We start from the raw sequence: 19,768 nt of genomic DNA on the forward strand, positions 1-19,768 counted from the left end.
CCCCTGCCGTCTTGTGCGTTGGGGAGGCTATCCCACCGGGATATTTGCCTTCGCTTGGGTTCGTGTTGGTTTTGCAGCTATGAAATTCAGTGTGTATGAAGTCGTGTTTTAGTCACAGAAACCTAAATATTCCTTGATTTGTCAAGGGAAATTCAGTGCCGAAGCTAAAATTTCTGACCGCTAAAACGCGATTCCTTGTGTACCCAATGTACCACTGAACACCCACAAAATCGGGCATATTCCAACATTTAGATTCAAGCTCATAATTGCAACCTAACCTAAAGCCCACCCCGGATTGAGGGCTTACCCAACCTCCCTCCCCCGCTATTACAAGGGAACAAGGGCCCACCAAAGCCAACCAGAGCACACAGCGCCGCGGGACCAATCAAACCGACACGCCCCAGCCCCGCACCATCAATCCCCGCAAACCCCTAAACGGCATACAAAAAAGCTCCGGAAGGAAAACCTTCCGGAGCTTTATCTGTCGGGTTGACAGGATTTGAACCTGCGACCCCTTGACCCCCAGTCAAGTGCGCTACCAAGCTGCGCCACAACCCGATTCGTTATTCACGATATTGTTTTCAAGGTTTCCCCTGAACACTCGAATAACTATACCGGGCTTTTATCCCCCGCGCAAGCCAGAATCCCTATTTTTTTAGAAAAAATCTTAAAAATCTTTTCCTCACGGATTTCCTTGCAGATTTTCCGTACAGAACCCAGCGCGCGGGGGCCAAGCCTAGCAAGGGAGCCAGCCCAGCAACACGGCATCAAGCAGACACCCCCGCTACTAGCGGCGGCCGCTCTTGCCCTTCTTAGCCTTCGCGCTCTGACGCTCACCCAAAGAGCGGCGCTCACGCACACGCATCGAAATCTCAATCGGAGTACCCGTGAAATCAAAAGTCTCACGCAGACGACGCATAATGAAGCGACGGTAACCCGGATCCAAGAAACCGGTAGTAAAGAGCACGAACTTCGGCGGACGCGAAGACACCTGAGTACCAAAGAGAATACGCGGCTGCTTACCGCCACGCAGCGGGTGCGGATGCGCGGCAACAATCTCGCCCAGGAACGCATTCAGGCGACCGGTCGGAATACGCGAATCCCACGACTCCAGCGAGTGCTCCAGAGCGGGCACCAGCTTGTCCTTGTGCCAGCCGGTCTTCGCCGAAATGTTCACGCGAGGAGCCCACTGCACGTGCGCCAGGTCGCGCTCAATCTCGCGCTCAAGCATGTAGCGGCGATCCTCATCGAGAGTATCCCACTTATTGAATGCCAGGACCATCGCACGACCCGAATCAATCACGGTCTGCACGATGCGCACGTCCTGCTCAGAGATCGGCTCGGAAACATCCAGCAGCACCACGGCAACCTCAGAACGCTCCAGAGCAGTCTGAGTACGCAGCGAAGAGTAGAACTCCGCGCCCTTAGCCATGTGCTGGCGACGGCGAATACCCGCGGTATCCACAAAACGCCAGGGGTAGCCGCCCAGCTCAATAATTTCGTCAATCGGGTCACGAGTCGTACCAGCCAGGTCGTTCACCACGGCACGCTCAGAACCAGCCAACTTATTCAGCAACGACGACTTACCCACATTCGGGCGACCCACCAGAGCCACACGACGCGGGCCACCCAGCGCCTCCGGCTGAGCGAACTGCGAGTGCTCCGGCATGACCTCAAGGATCTCGTCCAGAGCATCCGCCAGGCCACGGCCATGCAGACCCGACACCGGGAACGGCTGACCCATACCCAGCGACCAGAGGCTATAAATCTCCGGCTCCAGGTGAGCGTCATCAATCTTGTTAGCAATCAGAATGATCGGCTTCTTCACGCGGCGCAGCATACGCACAATCTGCTCGTCCGAAGCGGTCACACCCACACGAGCGTCAACCACCAGGACCACAACATCGGCCTGCTCCACAGCAATCTCAGCCTGCTCAGCAACCTGAGCATCAATACCGCGAGCGTCAGACTCCCAACCACCGGTATCAACCAGGGTGAAGCTCTTACCCAACCACTCAGCCTTATAGGACACGCGGTCACGAGTCACACCCGGCTTATCCTCAACCACCGCTTCACGGCGGCCCAGAATACGGTTAATGATGGTCGACTTACCCACGTTCGGGCGGCCAACAATCGCCACTACCGGATCAGCGAGCTGCTCTTCCTCTTCCTCAATGTCGAAGCCCCAGGCACCCAGCAGGGCGCGGTCCTCTTCATCCAGGTCGTAGTCCTCAAGACCCTCAAGAAGAGCTTGAGCACGCTGATCAGCGGTCTCATCATCAATCTCAGCGAGGCGCTCGATAACGTCGTCCTCGCCACCGCCCAGGTACTTATCTTCGTAATCGTCGCGGATAGCGTCCTCAGCCATGCGCATTCCTTTCTCTACCCGCCCCACGCCCAACCCAAGGGTCAGCACGCGAGCGCGGCTCAACGTCTTCTCGGGAGCGGATGCACCACTCCCCCAGCGTTTCGGCGGGGCCTAGCCCGCGCGTTTTGCCTTCAACTGGTCATTCACAGCGTTAATCACTGCAGAGACCGTCGCATTAAAATCAAGATCCGAGCTGTCCACCAGGGTCACGCCCTCGGCAGCTTCCATAAAGTTATTGACCTTCGAATCCTTCGCATCACGCTCAGCGATCTGCTTGCTCAAGTTACCCGAAGCGCCGGACTTCTCCGCGTTCTCCAGGCCGCGGCGCGCCATGCGCACCTCTTCAGAAGCAGTCAGCAGGATGCGCGCATCAGCGTCGGGAGCGACCACGGTGGTGATGTCGCGGCCCTCAGCGACCATGCCGTTAATAGCGTGGTTAATCATCCAACGCTGCAGGCCAATCAGGTGCTCACGAACCGCCGGAACCGAAGCCACAGCAGACACCGCCGAAGAAATGCGCTCGCTACGAATCTCCTCACGGATATCAGTCGAGCCCATCAGAATCTCTTCTTCCTTAATGTTCGTACCGAACACCAGGGGCATCTCCTCGACAGCCTTCGCGATCGCCTCAGCGTCGTTCAGGTCAATGCCAAGTTCCAGCACACGGTAGGTTGCGGCACGGTACATTGCACCGGTGTCCAGGTACGCCAGGCCAAAGTGGCGTGCAACTTCCTTGGACACAGACGACTTACCGGAACCGGATGGACCGTCAATAGCAATCGTCAGTTTAGGGTTCTCGTGCATCAGCACTCCTTAAAATTCGTCTCAAACTTTATGCCGGAAAATACAGCTTTAACTCTACTTCACAACACGCCAACCGCGAGCCGACAAATCGCGGACCAGCGCCTCATGAATAGACGGATTGACCGAGATTTCAGCCATACCCACCGGGGCACCCGTCGAGTGTTCCAGACGCAAATCCTCAAGGTTCGCGCCCAGCTCACCAATCTCGGCAAGCAAACGAGCCAGCGTGCCGGGGGTGTCGTCCACCAGCACCGTCATCTTTGCGAACGCGGCGGGGGCAGTACCGTGCTTACCCGGAATACGGCTAACGCCCGCGTTGCCTTCACTCATCAGCTGCGCCAAATCCAGGCGAGCGCCGGACGCCGTCGGGTTCTCCAGCGTCGCGATGAGGCGGTTCAGGTCATCACGCACACCGTAGAGGGTCTGCACAATCGGGTCAGCGTTCGCCGCAAAAATCTGCACCCACAGCGTCGGGTCCGAAGCCGCGATACGCACCGTATCGCGCAAACCCTGACCCGCCAGGGACAGTGCATACAGCGGAGTGTCCTGCAGACGCGAAGCCAACAGTGAACTCATCGCCTGCGGCACATGAGAGATCAGGGCAACCGTCTGATCATGCTCCTCAACGCTCAGAGAAGTCACAATCGCGCCCAGCTCAACCGCCACAGAACGCACCAGGCGCACACACTCGGGGTGAACCGAATCGTGCTCGCAGATAATCCACGGACGCGCCTGGAACAGCTCACCGCGAGCAGCCACCGGGCCAGACTTCTCACGCCCAGCCATCGGATGCGAACCCACGTAACGGGACGCATCCGCACCCGAGGCAAGCACATCAGCCAGCGGCTGCACCTTCACCGAGGCAACATCCGTCACCACGGCGCCGGGGTAGCCCGCCTCCGGTCGAGGCGCATAGGTGTTCAACGCGCGAGCGCACACGGCACCGGCACTATCCGGAGGCGCAGCCACCACCACCAGCTGCGGGGCGAAGGCGGTGCGCTCCTCCTCCGACAGAGTGGAGAAACTTGTACCGGCACCAATATCCTGCGCCACAGCCTCGGCGGTGGGTGAAATATCTTGGACGTACACGTCCTCGCATCCTGCCGCACGCAGCCCCAAACCAATAGAGGCACCCAGCAGACCCGAGCCGATAATGAGTACCGGCCCGGTCAGCGTTGAGTCCATGGGCAGCTCAGATGCGGAAAGCTCAGCGGGCGAGCTCATGACAACTCCTTAGCGTTATTACATGTCCACCGAAGCGAGCAGGTGACCGATCTCGACCTTGGAGAGGTTACGGACGGTACCCTGCTTCTGCGAACCAATACGGATCGGGCCCATCTCAACGCGGACCAGGCGCTCAACCGGGTAGCCGACGGCATCGAAGAGGCGGCGCACGATGCGGTTCTTACCGGAGTGGATGGTCACCTCAACGAGCACGTGGCCGGGGGTGGAGTCCACCAGTTTGAACTCGTCAACGCGGGTCACGCCGTCTTCCAGGCGAATACCCTTCTTCATGGCTGCGCCGACGCCGGGCTCCATCGGGCCGGGAACCTGCACCAGGTAGGTCTTGGGCACCTCGTAGGAGGGGTGGGTGAGGCGGTTCGCCAGTTCACCGTCGTTGGTCAGCAACAGCAGACCCTCGGTTTCGACATCCAGGCGGCCCACGTGGAACACGCGCTCGCTCATGGAGGAACGCAGGAAGTCAGAGATGCAGGGGCGACCCTCGGGGTCTTCCATGGTGGAGACCACGCCGGCGGGCTTGTTGAATGCCATGTAGACGAGCTTGTCGTTAGTCTGCACGGTCATGCCGTCCACCTGCACGGTCACCTTGGAGGGGTCAACGCGCACACCCAGCTCGGTCACGACTTCACCGTTGACGGTAACGCGACCTTCGGTAATCATTTCTTCGCAGACGCGACGGGATGCCACACCGGCCTGAGCCAGCAGCTTCTGCAGGCGCACGCCGTCGTGGTCGTAGAACTCGTAGTGGTCTACCGGGGCGTTGCGGGGGCGGCGGGGGCGGTGCGGGCCAGCGTAGTTGCTGACGCGGTATTCGCCGCGCTCGTTCGCGAAGGCTTCGCCGGAGCGGTAGGGGCGGCCCGGTGCGCGGCGTTCACGCTTGGGCAGTTCGGTGCCGCGGCCTCGGCCGGAACCTGCGCGGCCTGCGCCGAACTTCTTCTCGCCAAACTTCTTGTCACCGAACTTCTTCTCGCCGAAGCCCTTCGCGCCGCCCTTGCCTGCGCCACCCTTCGGTGCGCCGGGGCGACCGCCGCGTGCGGAGGCGCCCTTAGCGCTGGGCTTACCGCCCTGACCGGGACGAGCAGCGCCGGGACGGCCACCGCGGGAGTTCTGGGGGCGACCGGATGCAGAGCGGCCGCCGCGGGAGGAGTTTCCATATGCCATGGTGTTCTTCTCTTTTCTGTCGTATAGTGCGAACATTTCAGGCTTTTCCCGAACGTTCGTTCGTCTTATTGATTCGTTGTCGTTGTCTTAGTCGTTGCCCTCGGCAAGCACTGCGGCTTCCGTGTCATCGGGCAGGAAGGGCGCGAGCGCCGGCAGCTCCTCCAGGGAGTTCAACCCGAGCTTCGCCAGTAGCAGCTCCGTGGTTTCGTAGAGGGTCGCGCCGCTTCCGGCTTCTCGCCCTGCTTCACGAATCAGCTGCCGTTGCAGCAGCTGACGGATTGCCGCGTCCGCGTTTACGCCTCGAATGGAGGCTACCCTCGCCCTGGTCACCGGCTGCTGGTAGGCAATCACGGCGAGCGTTTCGTAGGCGGGTTTGCTCAGCGTCGCGCTCTTGGAACGGGTCACGAAGCGTGCCACCCAGGGGGCGAAGTCGTCGCGGGCGTAGAGCTTCCAGCCTCCTGCGATGTTCCGCAGCTGGAATCCGCGCGGTTCGGGCGCCCCCCGGTTTTCGTCTTCTCCGTAGCCGCTTTCTTCGCCGTTGTACTCGCGGTACAACTGGTCGAGCGCGTGCTCAACAGCTCGTTCGCTGACGATGAGAGCGGCGGAGAGTTCACGCACGCTCACGGGCACTTCGGCAACGGCAAGGATCGCTTCGATGGCGCTTTTGACGCCGCCGGGGATTGCCTCGACCTTGGAGAATTCGGCTTCGGCATCGACCGCCACACTGGGTGCGGTGGAGGGGCCTCCCACCGGAATCGCTGCCGATTTCGTTACCGATTCCTTCGACTCGCGGGATGCAGTTTCCTGCGATTCCTCGGAGCTGTTGGAAATGTCGGAGCCATCGGAGTCCTCTACCGTTTCGGCGGCTTCAGCCTCCTCAGCTTCTTCGGTCATCTCATCCAGAGGAGCAGCAACTACCTCGTGCTCAGCCGGTTCAGCGTCCGTCTCAGCAGGCTTTGAAAACTCGGTCTCTGCAGACGCCTCTATCGATGCCAAGTCAGCCTGTTCCGAATCCTCATCTGCGTTCGGATCCCAGTAGCCCATGTTCACGATGGCAAGGTCGTCAGGGGTAAATTCACGGTCAAAGCGTGAGCCGTGATTACTCATAATCCTCCTCTACCGGTTCCGTGTTAGTTTCAGGCTCGTTCACTTCGGGTGATTCAGGCGCTTCACCGGTTTCGTGCCCGTCCTCAGCATCTGTTTCTTCGCGAATCACGAACTGTGCCGCGCTCGCGCTCGCACGTACCCGAATGGATCCGAGCGGTGCGTCCTGTTCTACGTGCAAGGCACCTTCTTTGTAGAGCTCGAGCAGGGCGAGAAAACGAACCACCGCGATTTCTAGTTCGCCGGATCCTTGAACCAGTTCGGCGAAGCTCAGTTCCCGCACCGCGGTATCGAGCAGGCTGTGCAGAATGTAGTGTTCTTCAGCCGCGATGGTGGTTAGCGGAACGTGCAGGTGCTCGTTGAGTTCTTCAACGATTTCTTCGGGTTCCGGCTCGGGCTCTTTGGGGATTCGACTCAGCGCTGCTGCGGCGATGCGGGCGAACTCTTCGGCACCTCCGGTGAAAACCAGCTCGGGTAGCGCCTGGGCGAATCGTTCTTCAAGGGCTACCGCACGGGGAAAACGCTGCGCTTCTTGCGCCCAGCGTTCAGCAAAAATATCGGCAACTTCGCGGTAGGCGCGGTATTGCAGCAGACGGGCGAAAAGCAGGTCGCGTGCCTCCAGCAGTGCAACGTCCTCTTCGAGGGGTTCACGATGCTGCGGGAGCAGGCGTGCGGTTTTGAGTTCCAGCAGGGTTGCGGCAGTGACCAGAAATTCGCTGGCTTCGTCGAGTGCGCGTTCGGTGCCTTCAGCGTAGAGGGCGTGCAGGTATGCGAGGAACTCGTCGGTGACCTCTGCGAGCGCCACCTCGGTAATGTCGAGTTTGCGGCGCGAAATCAGGGTCAGTAGAAGATCAAAGGGACCCTCAAAATTACTGAGGGTGAGGGTGAAACCGCGTTCCGGGTTCTGCAGGCCGCGGCCCTCAGTCCGGGCGTTCGCGGCGGTGTCTGCGTTGGGTGTCGGTACCCTCACGGCAGCGACGTTCGTGGTCATAAACGACCTATTCTCCTTAGGTTTATTCTCCCCGGCTGTGTTGGTGCCGTCTCAGATGCGGCTTCTGCTTCGCCTATTTTTCGACGTAAGCAGTGTGCGGGGTCTTTAGAATCCTCACAATTATACGCCCTCTGCCGGTGTGACTCAAGGGTGAGAGTCACCTCAGCAGAGGGCGTATAGGTGTGGGGGCTTTAGCGTGCGCCGCCCTTGTAGATCAGTTCGCGTGCCACCTGGCGGTATGCTTCCGCGCCGGGGTGGCTGGAGGCGTAGCTGAGAATCGGCTCAGCGGACACCGACGCGTCCGGGAACTTCACGGTGCGCTTGATGACGGTGTCGAAAACCTTGTCGCCGAATGCGTCCACGATGCGTGCCAGAACTTCCTTGGAGTGGATGGTGCGCGCATCGAACATGGTGGCGAGCACGCCGGAGATTTCGAGGTCGGGGTTCAGTCGGTCCTGAACCTTCTCGATGGAGTCGACCAGCAGTGCGACGGCGCGCAGTGCGAAGAACTCACAAATCAGCGGAATAATGACGCCTTCGGAGGCGGTCAGTGCGTTGACGGTCAGCAGGCCCAGGGAGGGCTGGCAGTCGATGAGGATAACGTCGTATTCGTCGCGGACTTTGCGCAGTGCCGAGGCGAGAACCTGCTCGCGAGCCACTTCGTTGACCAGCTGAACTTCAGCCGCGGAGAGGTCAATATTGGCCGGCAGCAGGTCGATGTTCTCCACGCCGGTGGGCAGGATGACGTCCTTAATGTCGACCTTGCGGTCCATCATGACGTTGTAGACGGTCAGGTCCAGTTCGTGCGGGTTCGCACCGAAACCGGCGGAGAGAGCACCCTGCGGGTCGAAGTCGACCAGTAGCACCTTACGGCCGCATTCTGCCAGTGCCGCGCCCAGGTTAATGGTGGAGGTGGTCTTACCCACGCCGCCCTTCTGATTCACCATAGAGATAATGCGGGCGGGACCGTGGCTGCTCAGCGGAGCCGGGTCGGGGTATACGCGCAGGGGTCGACCGGTGGGGCCGAGTTCTTGAGCCTGAGCTTCAGTCAATGGTTCACCTTCATCAATGAATTCGAAGTTTTAAAGTTTAAGCGTTGTCTATAAGGTTACCTCAAGAGCGGCTGTTCCGCGGATTGACGGGGTTTTATCCCCGTTCGTGGGCACGCGGATGCGCCATGCGGTACACCTCCATGAGCCCCTCGGGCGTGACCTTGGTGTACACCTGAGTGGTGGCGATGGAGGCGTGCCCGAGCAGTTCTTGCACCACGCGAATATCGGCGCCGCCCTGCAGCAGGTGCGTTGCGAAGCTGTGGCGCATGGAGTGCGGTGAGAAGTCGGAGCTGAGCCCGGCGGCTTCGGCGGCTTCTTTGAGGATGAGCCAGGCGCCTTGGCGTCCGAGTCTGCCGCCTCGTCCGTTGACGAAGAGCGCGGCGGTGCCTTTACCGTGCGCTACGAGGGAGGGGCGGGCACGCACCAGGTAGTCTTGGATTGCTTTTTGGGCGTAGCTTCCGATGGGTACGAGCCGTTCTTTGTTTCCCTTACCGAAGAGTCGAACGTAGCCGGGCAAAGTGATCTGGTTGCCGTCTTCATCGGTGAGGGTTCCCTCGAAGTGCACGTCGTCAATATCGGCGTTGAGCATTTCGCTCACGCGCGCGCCGGTGGCGTAGAGGAATTCGAGGATGGCTCGATTGCGTAGCCCGGTGGCGGTTTCGCGGTCGGGTACGGCGAGTAGCCGCTGGATGTCTTCTACGCTGACTGCTTTGGGTAGGCGTTTAACGTTCTTTGGCGGGGTGACCGGTGCCGCCGGGTCGGTGGGCACGATGAGCGCGGAGACCCAGAAGGCGTGTGCTCCGCGGACTGCCGCCATGGTGCGGGCGATGGAGTTCGGGCCCAGCGGCAGGGGCAGGTTCGGTGCCCCTTCAGCGGCTGGCGTTTCTTTTTCTGGCACCCCGGCTTTCTCCGGTTGCCCGGTATGACCTTTCCCAGCACGACCTTTTCCAGCGCGCCCGTTTCCAGTCCCTCGCCCCGATTCGGAAGCGATCATCAGTGCCAGCGATTCTGCGGCTTCCTCCTGCGCTTCCCGAGATTCCTGCGCGTTCTGGTTGTTCTTCTCCCCCGCTTCGAATCCGGCAAGGGGCACGGTGGGGGCGGCGAGTTCCCGCATGAAGGAGCGTACCTGCGCGGTGGTGATGCGTTCGGGGTCGATGACGCCGAGGGTCGCCATGTAGGCGCTGTATCGCCGCAGATCGCGCGCGTAGGAGGCGATGGTGTGCTCGCTGCTTCCTCGCTCCACGCGCAGGTGGATGAGGTACTGCTCGATTGCACTCTGGAGCGGGGTCTGCGCCTCCTGGTGGGAAGCACCCAGGCTAGAAGAACCCAGAGCAGAAGAACCCAGCACGGAGGAACCGGCAGAAGAGGGCACACCGAGCAGACCCGCGCCGCGGGATGTCTTGCTCACCGTGCTTTTTGCCTGCTTCACTCTATCTCCTCTGTCGGTTCTCTTGAGATGTGGACCTACCGTAGGCGGGCTACTCCCCCGCCCCATGCTCCGTTCTTAGTGGTTGCGGAAGTTCTCCGGCTTTTCGCGGCGCTGCCCCATGTAGGGGTGGAACTCCCAGCCGCCCTCGGCGGGGCGCAGGCCTTCAAAGTTGTTCTGCACCGCCGCGTAGGTGGCGAGTACCGCCTGGATAGCGAGCGCGTTATGAATCTTTCCGCCCAGCACCAGCTGCACTGCCTCGGCGAGGGGCACCCAGTGGTAGGTCATTTCTGCTTCTTCGTCGGTGCGTTCGCTATGTTCTTCGGCGGGCAGTTCCGAGAGGTTACGCGCCAGGTAGACGCGGCCTGCTTCGCTGGTTGCGCCGGGGCTGCTGAAGTAGTCGGTCAGAGCGTTCCAGGTGTCTGCCTGCAGGTCTGCCTCTTCGGCGAGTTCGCGCTGCGCGGCGACCAGGGGGTCTTCACCGTCGATGTCGAGCAGTCCTGCAGGTACTTCCCAGAGGTTCATGCGCACCGGGTGGCGGTACTGGTTGAGCATCAGCAGTTCGTTGCTGTCGTTGAGGACCGCCACGGCGACGGCGCCGGGCATTTCCACGACGTCGCGGGTCAGCACGGTATTTTCGTTGAGTTCGTACTCCTCAACGGTCGTTTCAATCACATAGCCGCTGTACTTCACGGTGCGGGTGCGGATGGTGCGTTCGGAGGGTGCATCAATAATCTGCTGGTTGTTGCTCATTCTTTCATTGTAGGCGGCTTCTTAGCCCCGCTACGTTTGGCGCGTCAGGTACGGGCACGGAATAAGGCATGTTCAGGTTTATACGAAGGCATCCCGCCCTCCCCTGCGCGGGGTGAGCGGGATGCTGAACGTTCGTGCCTAGATGTTAGGCGCCGCGGCGCTCCAGAGCAGCCTTAATCAGGCCGGAGAAGAGCGGGTGCGGGCGGGTCGGACGCGAGCGGTACTCGGGGTGTGCCTGAGTTGCCACGTAGTAGGGGTGTGCCTCTGCGGGCAGTTCCACGTACTCGACCAGCGAGGAGTCCGGGGAGGTACCGGAGATGCGCAGGCCTGCTTCTTCAAGCTGCTCGCGGTACTCGTTGTTCACCTCGTAGCGGTGGCGGTGACGCTCTGCAACCTCGGTTGCACCGTACGCCTTAGCAACCTGAGAGCCGGGAACCAGGTTTGCCTTGTACAGGCCCAGGCGCATGGTGCCGCCCAGGTCGCCTGCACCTTCGACGAACTGCTTCTGCTCTTCGATGGTTGCGATGACCGGTACGGAGGTTTCCGGATCGAACTCGGTGGAGGATGCTTCGGCCAGACCCAGTACGTTGCGTGCGTACTCGATGACCATGGACTGCAGACCGAGGCAGATGCCCAGGGTCGGGAGCTTGTGCTCGCGTGCGTACTTGAGGGCGCCGATCTTGCCGTCCAGGCCGCGGATGCCGAAGCCGCCGGGCACGAGGATTGCGTCCATGTTGCGCAGCTGGTGGTCGGCATCTTCGTCGGTTGCGCACAGGTCTGCTGCAACCCACTTGATGTTGACCTTCACGTTGTTTGCGAAGCCGCCGGCACGCAGAGCCTCGGAGACGGACAGGTATGCGTCGGGCAGGTCGATGTACTTACCGACCAGGCCAACGTTGACCTCTGCTGCGGGGCGGTGCACTGCGTCGAGCAGGCGGTCCCACTGAGTGAAGTCCGGTGCGGGAGCCTCAATGCCGAAGTAGTCGAGGATGTAGTCGTCGAGCTTCTGGCTGTGCAGGGTCTTGGGGATGTCGTAGATACTGGGTGCGTCGGCGCAGGAGATGACCGCGTCACTGTCCACGTCGCATGCGTTACCGATCTTGGTACGGTGCGATACGGGGACCTCACGCTCACAGCGCAGGATCAGACCGTCAGGCTGGATGCCCAGGCCGCGCAGTGCTGCGACGGAGTGCTGGGTCGGCTTGGTCTTGAGCTCGCCGGAGGGGCCGATGAAGGGCACCAGGGAGACGTGCAGGAAGAAGACGTTCTTGCGGCCAACATCGCGGCGTACCTGGCGTGCTGCTTCCATGAAGGGCAGGGACTCGATATCGCCAACGGTACCACCGATTTCGGTGATGATGATGTCGGGTGCGTTTTCAATTTCCGCTGCGTGACGCATGCGGGCCTTGATTTCGTCGGTAATGTGAGGGATGACCTGGACGGTGTCGCCGAGGTATTCGCCGCGGCGTTCCTTGGCGATGACGGAGGAGTAGACCTGGCCGGTGGTCACGTTAGCGGACTGGTCGAGGTTTTCGTCCAGGAAGCGCTCGTAGTGTCCGATGTCGAGGTCGGTTTCAGCACCGTCGTCGGTGACAAAGACTTCACCGTGCTGGAAGGGGTTCATCGTACCGGGGTCGACGTTCAGGTAGGGGTCGAACTTCTGCATGGTCACAGAGAGGCCACGTGCGCGAAGAAGCTGACCGAGGGAAGAGGCCGACAGGCCCTTACCGAGAGAAGATGCAACGCCGCCAGTTACGAAAATCTGGCGGGTTACCTTGTCGTTAGAGGACGCGTTCAGAGCGTTATTTTTTTCATTCACCACGGAATTCAAGCCTACCATTTTCTTGTCTGCTATCCAAGCAGAGGGTTTTGCCGCGAGAGGATTCTCTCAGGCGGTTTTCCCTCCCCTATTTGTCCTTATCACCACTGTAAACGGAGCTGGGGATTTATTATTCCCGCCGCGCCGTGTAGAAGCAGGTGTAGGAACATTCACAGAGTATCTCACATCCTCTGGGCTCCATGCGCCGCTATTGGTCACCGGCACGGGCTGTACCGACAACTTTCCGAGGCACGCTCGCGCACTTCTGCCCCTTTGATGGTCTTTAGTGCGAAAGATGCCGCCTTTCGGCGCTTTTGCCAGCACTTTCTTCATGCTTTTCCCTGCCGGTTTCAACGCCCCTGCGGCACTTCTCGACCGGCGGCTAGCAGCTCTCGGGCGTGCTCTCGCGCCGATTCTGATTGATCGTGTCCAGAGAGCATTCGCGCCAGTTCCACCACGCGTTCCTCTTCGGAAAGTACCTTGACCTTTGAGAGGGACGCGTCATCGTTTTTCAGCACGAGGATGTGCTGATCCGCGAAGGCGGCAACCTGCGGCAGGTGGGTGACCACCAGAACCTGCACGTGTCGGGCGAGCATGGCGAGGCGGCGACCGATTTCGATAGCTGCCTTACCGCCCACGCCGGAGTCCACCTCGTCGAAGATGAAGGTGGGTACGGGGTCCACTTCGGCAAGCACTACCTCCAAGGCGAGCATCACGCGGGAGAGCTCGCCGCCGGAGGCGCCCTTACCGAGCGGGCGCGGCACGGCGGTTCGATGCGGCGCCAGCATGAAGGTCACGGTGTCTCGGCCGTGCACCGAGAACTTTTCGGCTTCAGCAACTTCCACGGCCAGGGAGGCGTTCGGCATGGCAAGAGCAGTGAGCTCTTCGCTGACGGCGTCCGCCAGTTTCTGTGCGGCGGCACGGCGCAGGGCGGTCAGCTCTTCTGCCTGGGCGCCAAGCACCTTGCGTAGCTGTACCAGCTCGGTTTCCAGGGTTTCCTGTCGCTGCGGGTCATCCACCAGGGTCTCGAGGCGTGCGCGTGATTCTTCGGCCCATTCGAGGACCTCTGCTATGTCGGCACCGTACTTGCGGGTGAGGGTCGCCAGCTGGGCGCGGCGAGTCTGCACCTGCGCCAGACGTTCGGGGCCTTCAACATCCAAGGAGGCCATGTAGGAGGACAGATCCGAGGAGATATCGGTGGCAAGAATCAACAGTTCGTTGACGCGCGCGGCGAGGGAGGCAAGCTCTTCGTCAGCGTCTGCCTGTGCCTGTAGCGCGGAGCGGCTTGCATCGAGCAGGCTCATGACGCTCTGTTCGTCGCCGGCTGAGTATTCGCTACCGCTGAGCGCTGCGGAGGCGGTTGCCGACGCAATGCGTAGCGCTTCAACGTTCATGAGCTTCACCATTTCGGCTTTGAGCTCTTCTTCTTCCCCGGCCTGCGGGTTGAGGGCGCTGATTTCTTCTAGGGCACCCTGCAGGGTCTGCGCTTCGAGGGCGCGTGCGCGAGAGTTTTCGCGTACTTCCTTGAGCTCTGCTGCGGCGGCACGGTATCGCTCGTAGTTTTCGCGGTACTTCTCAAGCAGGTTGGCGAGCTCTTCACCGGCGTACAGGTCGAGGGACTGGCGCTGCTCTGCAGCTGATTTGAGGCGCAGCTGATCGGACTGGCCATGGACTGCAACAAGAGTCTGACCAATCTGAGACAGGGTTCCGATGGGTGCGGAGCAACCGCCGACGTGGGCACGGGAGCGTCCCGAGGCATTGACGGTGCGCGCCAGAAGCAGTTCGGAGGTCTGTTCGTCGATGTCTTCGGCGGTGCCGCCGGCCTCTTCGGCAAGCTCGAGGGCGCGGTGCCCGTGGGGCAGGCGAATCACTGCTTCGGCAAGGGCACTCTTGGCGCCGTTGCGCACGCTGGATGCGTCGGATCGGGCGCCCAGGAGCATGCCGAGGGCGGTGACGACCATGGTTTTACCTGCGCCGGTTTCGCCGGTCAGCACGGAGAATCCGGGTTCGAGGGGGAGCCTCGCATCGGTGATGATGCCGAGGTCTCGAATATGGATTTCCTCAATCACGAACGTTCATTCCTTTTCTTTAGTGCTTCTCGGTGTCCTGCGGGCCACGCCAGCCACGGATCGGAAGCTCAAATTTACGCACCAGTCGCTCAGAGAAGGGAGCCGGGTGGATACGGGCGAGCAGCACCGACTTTTCGGAGCGTCGCACCTCAATACGGGAGCCGGGGTCCAACTCTACGGTTCGGCGGCCATCGCACCAGAGCACGCCGGAGGCGCCGTTTCCGGGCATCATTTCTACCGCCAGGGTGGAGGTCGGTGCTGCTACCAGCGGGCGCGCGAAAAGCGCGTGAGCCGAGAGCGGCACCATGAGAATTGCTTCAACTTCGGGCCAGACGACCGGGCCGCCACCAGAGAAAGCGTAGGCGGTCGAGCCGGTGGGGGTTCCCATGACCACGCCGTCGCATCCGAAGCTACTGAGCGGGCGGCAGTCCACTTCAATAATGACTTCAATCATTTTTTCGCGATTGCCCTTTTCAACGCTGGCTTCGTTCAGTGCCCAGTCGCTGTGCACGCGTTTGCCGTCGTTCCAGACTTCCACGTCGATTGCCATGCGTTCTTCAACGGTGTATTCGTTGTTGACGATGCAGCGAACGGTTTCGGTCAGGTCGCTCTCTTCGGATTCGGCGAGGAAGCCGACGTGCCCCAGGTTCACGCCGATGAGCGGAACACTGGTTCGGCGCACCATTTCAGCGGCGCGAAGAATCGAACCGTCACCACCAAGCACCACGCCGAGTTCAATATCGATGAGCGCCACGGATTCGTGGACGACCTGCACAGGAACGGGCTCGTCCCAGTTTTCGCTCAGGGTCTCCAAATCGGAGCGAGTCATGACGGGTGCGAGTCCCTCTTCGTAGAGCTGGGTGCATGCCTGTCGGGCGGCATCTCGTGCTTCTTTGCGCCCCACGTGGGCGAAGACGAGAATCTTACGGTGACGTTGTCCCACCGAGTCTTCGGAACCATGACGTTCGAAACTGTGGTGTTCGGAACTATGACGCGCACCTGCGGCAGCTACCTGTGCGGATGCTTCCTGCGGTGCGTGGCTTTCGTGCTCTGCCATAACGACTCTCTCCCATCGGGGTATTGAGATCGGGGTATTGAGATGGTGTATCTACACCTATCATACCGAATATGTTCTCGAAGATTTTCTAAAGAGCTATATTTTTAGAAAATTATTTCGAATAGTGTGCAGTTGGGGTATCTCTAAAATACCTGCGAATAGCGCGGCAGCCTGAGAAAACCCCGCCTTCAACGCGTCCTACGTTATCGAGCGGTTTTTCTCAGACTGCCTATAACACTATTTATTTTCGGCACTATATTTACTTTCGACACCGTATTTATTTTTTGCACCATAGGAAGTACTCTACGTTGCCGTCCTGTCCGGGGAGCGGGCTGGGTTCCATACCCATCACACGCATTCCGTGGCTGACCGCAGATGCCTGAACTTTTTCCACTGCTTCACGGCGGGCGGATTCTTCGTGCACCACTCCCCCGCGTCCGATGCGGTGCTTGCCGACCTCGAACTGCGGTTTGACCATGAGCACCAGGTCGCCGCCGGTTTCGGTGGCGTTCGCTAGCGCCTCCATGACCAGGGTCAGTGAGATGAACGAGAGGTCAGAAACCGTCAGTTCGACCTGCCCACCAATGTCTTCGGGCTTCATGTAGCGAACGTTGAGTCCTTCGTACACGCCGACTCGCGGTTCTTCGCGTAGCGTGTCCACGAGCTGTCCGTGTCCTACATCAACGGCGGCTACGTGGGCTGCTCCTCGACGAAGTAGCACGTCGGTAAAGCCTCCGGTGGATGCTCCCGCGTCCAGGCAGCGCTTGCCCTCCACCTTGATATCGGGGAACGCATCGAGGGCACCTGCGAGCTTGTGTCCTGCGCGGCTGACGTATTCGGTCAGCTCGCTCTGGCTCACGTAGAGGGTGTCCTCCGGGCCCACGAGCATGGACGCTTTGCGTGCAACCTTGCCGTTGACTTGCACGTCTCCTGCCGCAATGAGTTTTGCGGCGAGGGTTCGGGAGCTCACGAATCCGGCTTCGACCAGGTATTTATCGAGGCGCACGGTGTCCTTGTCTTCTTTCTGTCGTCGTCTGGTGACGGGTTATCTAGTGCCACCTCAGAGCATTGCTGTTCTGAGGGGGCACCGCCGCGAGCTAGGAGAGGTTTTCGAGATCCTTCTCCAGCTGCTCGCTCATCGTTTCGAGGCGCTTGACGCGCTCTACGGGGTCCATGGCGAGGATCGCCGCGAGTTGGCGCTCGAATTCTGCATCAAGCTCAGCGTTTTCCTCTGCCGTGCTATTAGTCTCCGGTTCTTTAGGCACCGGGGATCCCCTGGATGTTGGGGTGTGCGCCCTGTTCGGGGTTTGCTGCCCACCATGCCGCGCAGGCTACACGCCATGCTTCGGCTTCGCTCTCGCTACCCGCGAATGCTTCGGCATCTTCAATCTCGGGGCCGGTCAGGCTCAGGTTTTCACCGCGGACTCGTGCCTGCCAGGTGGGGCCGGTTGCGGTGACTTCGTAGCCTTCGTAGAGCACTTCAATTTCGGGGTAGGGTGCGAAGAAGTCCTCGAGGGTGCGCAGAATATAGGTCGGACGCTGGTTCGGCACGGCCTCGATGACGTCCTGGTAGGTCTGTACGCCGGTGAGGACGAGGGCACCGTCCATCTTTGCGTTGTTGGCGCCGAGAATGTCGGTGTCCAGGCGGTCACCCACGATGACGGGGCGGCTGGAGTTCACTGCCTGCGCTGCGGTGTGGAAGATGGGTGCTTCAGGCTTGCCCGCGACAAGCGGGGTGCGGCGGGTTGCGCTTGCTACGGCTGCTACGAGGGTTCCGTTGCCGGGTGCCTGGCCTCGTTCCTTGGGGATGCTCTGGTCGGTGTTGGTGGCAATCCAGAGGATGTCGGGGTTTGCGAGGGTGTAGGCGGCTTCCGCAAGGTCTTCCCAGCCGATCTTGGGGTCGAACCCCTGGATGACGGCTACGGGGCCTTCTTCTTCCGTGCGTACGGTTTCGAGGCCTACCGCACGAACGCAGTCGGCGAGTGCTTCGGTGCCGGTGATGAGGACTTTGGAGCCTGCGGGTACGTGCTGTGCGAGCAGTGCGGCGCCTGCCTGTGCGGAGCTGACGACTCGTTCTGCTCGGGTGTGCATACCCAGTTCTCGCAGGTGCTCTGCTACAGATTCTACGGAGCGCGATGCGTTGTTGGTGACGAAGATGACCGGTACGTTGAGTTCTTCTTCGGCACGGTTGAGTGCTTCGGGTGCGCCTTCGATGGCCAAGGGACCAGCGTAGACTACGCCGTCCAGATCGGAGAGGAGGGCATCGTAGCGGGATAGGAGTGCGTTCGTGGTCATAGAGTGTTCCTCTCGGGGGCTCTGGCGGTTGTCGCTATTAATCGTACCTGTTAGACACTCTAGCGTTGGCGCCTTCGGTCGATTATATGGAAAACCGCTGGACGCTCTCCCCTGCTTGGGTGTGGCGTCCAGCGGTTTCATGCTGACACTTAGGTCACATATTTAGAATTCTTAGATTCTCTGCAGTCTTATTCTGCGGAGGTTTCTTCTGCTTCTTCAGTCTTGGGCGCTTCGGTCTTCTCGTCCTCAGCTTATTCTTCTGCAGTTTCGCTTGCTTCCTCTTCTGCGGAAGCTTCCGCGGTCTCTTCAGCGTCTTCTGCGGTCTCAGTGAGTTCTACGGACTTCTCTTCCTGTTCGAAGAGGCCTGCTTCACCGAAGATGTCGAAGATTTCGGGTTCTGCGAAATTGCCCTGGCCCAGTGCTGCTTCTGCCATGAATGCGAGGCGTGCCCAGCGTTCTGCTTCCTGGTTACGGCCCGCGTTAGCCAGCGCACCGGAGTATGCACTGAACAGGCGGGGGCTGTACTCGAAGGCGCGCTTGGGGTTCAGCTGAGGAATCTGCAGTGCTACGACGGCCTCGGACTTCTTGCCCTGATCGCTAAGGATGCCGGATTCAACGATGGCGAGCTCCACGCGCACGTTGGCGGGCAGTTCTTCCTTCTTGAACTCTGCAATCATTTCCATTGCCTTGGGCAGACGGCCGAGCGCACGTTCGCAGTCCACCAGCAGTGCCAGGTGGTCTACGGAGCCGCTGATACGGCGGTGGGTGCGCAGTTCGCGCAGTGCCAGTTCGAAGTCTTCTGCCACGTATGCGGCGACGCCAACGGCTTCACGTACTGCGGCAATACGGCCTGCACTGCGGGATGCTGCAACGGCGTGTTCCAGCGCGAATTCGGGGTCGATGTCGAGGTAGCGACCGGCCATGGCGAGGTGCTTTGCGACGGTTTCTGCGTTGCGCGGTTCTAGGGCGCGCAGCTGACGGAAGGTCGCGCCGTCCAGCTCGCGACCGGTGATGTCGTCGTCAATTTCTGGCGCCTTAGGCTTTGCGGGGCGGTAGCCTGCACGGCCACCAATGCTACGTACCTCTTCGCGAGGTGCCTCAGACTCAGGGCCGTTGGATCGAGGTGCCTTGGAACGGGAATCAGAGCGACGACCGTCGAACTTCTTGCCTCCGCGGTCGTTACGCTTGAAACCGCCCTTGCCGCCAAAGTTCTTGCCGCCCTTCTGGGAGCGGAAGTCCTTTCCTCCGCTGTTCTTGCGGTGCTGGCGGGGGCCGGAGCCGTTAGACTCGTGACGGGGGGTCTCAGACATGAATCTCCTTGGGAGGTATCCGCTCTTGGGCGGGTAGGGTATGCAGTCGATTCGGTCGAACCGCTGCCTGAGGCATCAACTCTATGAGGGGTGCTTTAGATACACCCGCTAATGCCTAAACATAAGCCATACCATTCTAGTATAGAGAGCACCTTCCGTGCACCCGTACTGATGGGATGTTAAAGACAAATGGGGAGGCCCTAGGGCCTCCCCAAACAAAAATAGCCCCGGCGAAGCCGGGGCTATTGAATAATAAAGCGGCAATAACCTACTCTCCCACACCCTCAAAAGTGCAGTACCATCGGCGCGAAGAGTCT

The 19,768-nt window shown here is 60.4% G+C and carries 16 protein-coding genes and 1 tRNA gene; all 17 read right to left on the reverse strand.

Features of this window, described 5'->3' with window-relative positions:
- Window positions 1-484: 484 nt before the first annotated feature.
- Window positions 485-558: transfer RNA gene (locus HMPREF2779_RS02025), tRNA-Pro, on the reverse strand.
- Window positions 559-787: 229 nt separating this feature from the next.
- Entirely contained in the window at window positions 788-2,368 is a 1,581-nt protein-coding gene (der, locus tag HMPREF2779_RS02030) for a ribosome biogenesis GTPase Der (protein WP_105360692.1), read from the reverse strand.
- Between the two features lie 111 nt (window positions 2,369-2,479).
- Window positions 2,480-3,172 (reverse strand): (d)CMP kinase, encoded by a 693-nt coding sequence (cmk, locus tag HMPREF2779_RS02035; RefSeq protein ID WP_105360693.1) that lies wholly within the window; start codon window positions 3,170-3,172, stop codon window positions 2,480-2,482.
- A 54-nt stretch (window positions 3,173-3,226) separates the two neighbouring features.
- Window positions 3,227-4,396 (reverse strand): prephenate dehydrogenase, encoded by a 1,170-nt coding sequence (locus HMPREF2779_RS02040; RefSeq protein WP_070687208.1) that lies wholly within the window; start codon window positions 4,394-4,396, stop codon window positions 3,227-3,229.
- Between the two features lie 18 nt (window positions 4,397-4,414).
- Window positions 4,415-5,575, reverse strand: coding sequence for a pseudouridine synthase (locus HMPREF2779_RS02045; protein WP_070687210.1), 1,161 nt, complete (start codon window positions 5,573-5,575; stop codon window positions 4,415-4,417).
- 87 nt (window positions 5,576-5,662) lie between these two features.
- On the reverse strand, window positions 5,663-6,682 hold the full coding sequence (gene scpB, locus HMPREF2779_RS02050; RefSeq protein ID WP_105360694.1) for an SMC-Scp complex subunit ScpB: 1,020 nt from the start codon (window positions 6,680-6,682) through the stop codon (window positions 5,663-5,665).
- The gene (locus tag HMPREF2779_RS02055) at window positions 6,675-7,670 is read right to left on the reverse strand and encodes a segregation and condensation protein A (protein WP_105360695.1); all 996 of its coding nucleotides are present in this window, start codon (window positions 7,668-7,670) and stop codon (window positions 6,675-6,677) included. The genes scpB and HMPREF2779_RS02055 overlap by 8 nt, the downstream gene beginning before the upstream one ends.
- A 191-nt stretch (window positions 7,671-7,861) precedes the next feature.
- Entirely contained in the window at window positions 7,862-8,722 is an 861-nt protein-coding gene (locus tag HMPREF2779_RS02060; protein WP_005506637.1) for a ParA family protein, read from the reverse strand.
- A gap of 94 nt (window positions 8,723-8,816) precedes the next feature.
- Window positions 8,817-10,151: a tyrosine recombinase gene (locus HMPREF2779_RS02065; RefSeq protein WP_105360696.1), complete on the reverse strand. Its 1,335-nt coding sequence runs from the start codon at window positions 10,149-10,151 to the stop codon at window positions 8,817-8,819.
- 75 nt (window positions 10,152-10,226) lie between these two features.
- A complete protein-coding gene (locus tag HMPREF2779_RS02070; protein WP_105360697.1) occupies window positions 10,227-10,901 on the reverse strand; it encodes an NUDIX domain-containing protein in 675 nt (224 codons plus the stop codon).
- A 145-nt stretch (window positions 10,902-11,046) separates the two neighbouring features.
- Complete coding sequence (locus HMPREF2779_RS02075) at window positions 11,047-12,741, reverse strand: CTP synthase (protein WP_105360698.1); 1,695 nt, start codon at window positions 12,739-12,741, stop codon at window positions 11,047-11,049.
- Between the two features lie 329 nt (window positions 12,742-13,070).
- The gene (recN, locus tag HMPREF2779_RS02080; RefSeq protein WP_070687222.1) at window positions 13,071-14,789 is read right to left on the reverse strand and encodes a DNA repair protein RecN; all 1,719 of its coding nucleotides are present in this window, start codon (window positions 14,787-14,789) and stop codon (window positions 13,071-13,073) included.
- A gap of 19 nt (window positions 14,790-14,808) precedes the next feature.
- On the reverse strand, window positions 14,809-15,846 hold the full coding sequence (locus HMPREF2779_RS02085; RefSeq protein WP_105360699.1) for an NAD kinase: 1,038 nt from the start codon (window positions 15,844-15,846) through the stop codon (window positions 14,809-14,811).
- A gap of 277 nt (window positions 15,847-16,123) precedes the next feature.
- On the reverse strand, window positions 16,124-16,852 hold the full coding sequence (locus HMPREF2779_RS02090; RefSeq protein WP_105360700.1) for a TlyA family RNA methyltransferase: 729 nt from the start codon (window positions 16,850-16,852) through the stop codon (window positions 16,124-16,126).
- Between the two features lie 91 nt (window positions 16,853-16,943).
- Entirely contained in the window at window positions 16,944-17,111 is a 168-nt protein-coding gene (locus HMPREF2779_RS02095) for a GTPase (protein WP_070687226.1), read from the reverse strand.
- Entirely contained in the window at window positions 17,104-18,141 is a 1,038-nt protein-coding gene (locus HMPREF2779_RS02100) for an HAD-IIA family hydrolase (RefSeq protein WP_070687228.1), read from the reverse strand. The genes HMPREF2779_RS02095 and HMPREF2779_RS02100 overlap by 8 nt, the downstream gene beginning before the upstream one ends.
- A gap of 251 nt (window positions 18,142-18,392) precedes the next feature.
- Entirely contained in the window at window positions 18,393-19,451 is a 1,059-nt protein-coding gene (locus HMPREF2779_RS02105; RefSeq protein WP_233992201.1) for a tetratricopeptide repeat protein, read from the reverse strand.
- Window positions 19,452-19,768: the final 317 nt, after the last annotated feature.

Source organism: Rothia sp. HMSC069C03, assembly GCF_001811075.1.
In the GTDB taxonomy this organism is placed as follows: Bacteria; Actinomycetota; Actinomycetes; order Actinomycetales; family Micrococcaceae; genus Rothia; species Rothia mucilaginosa.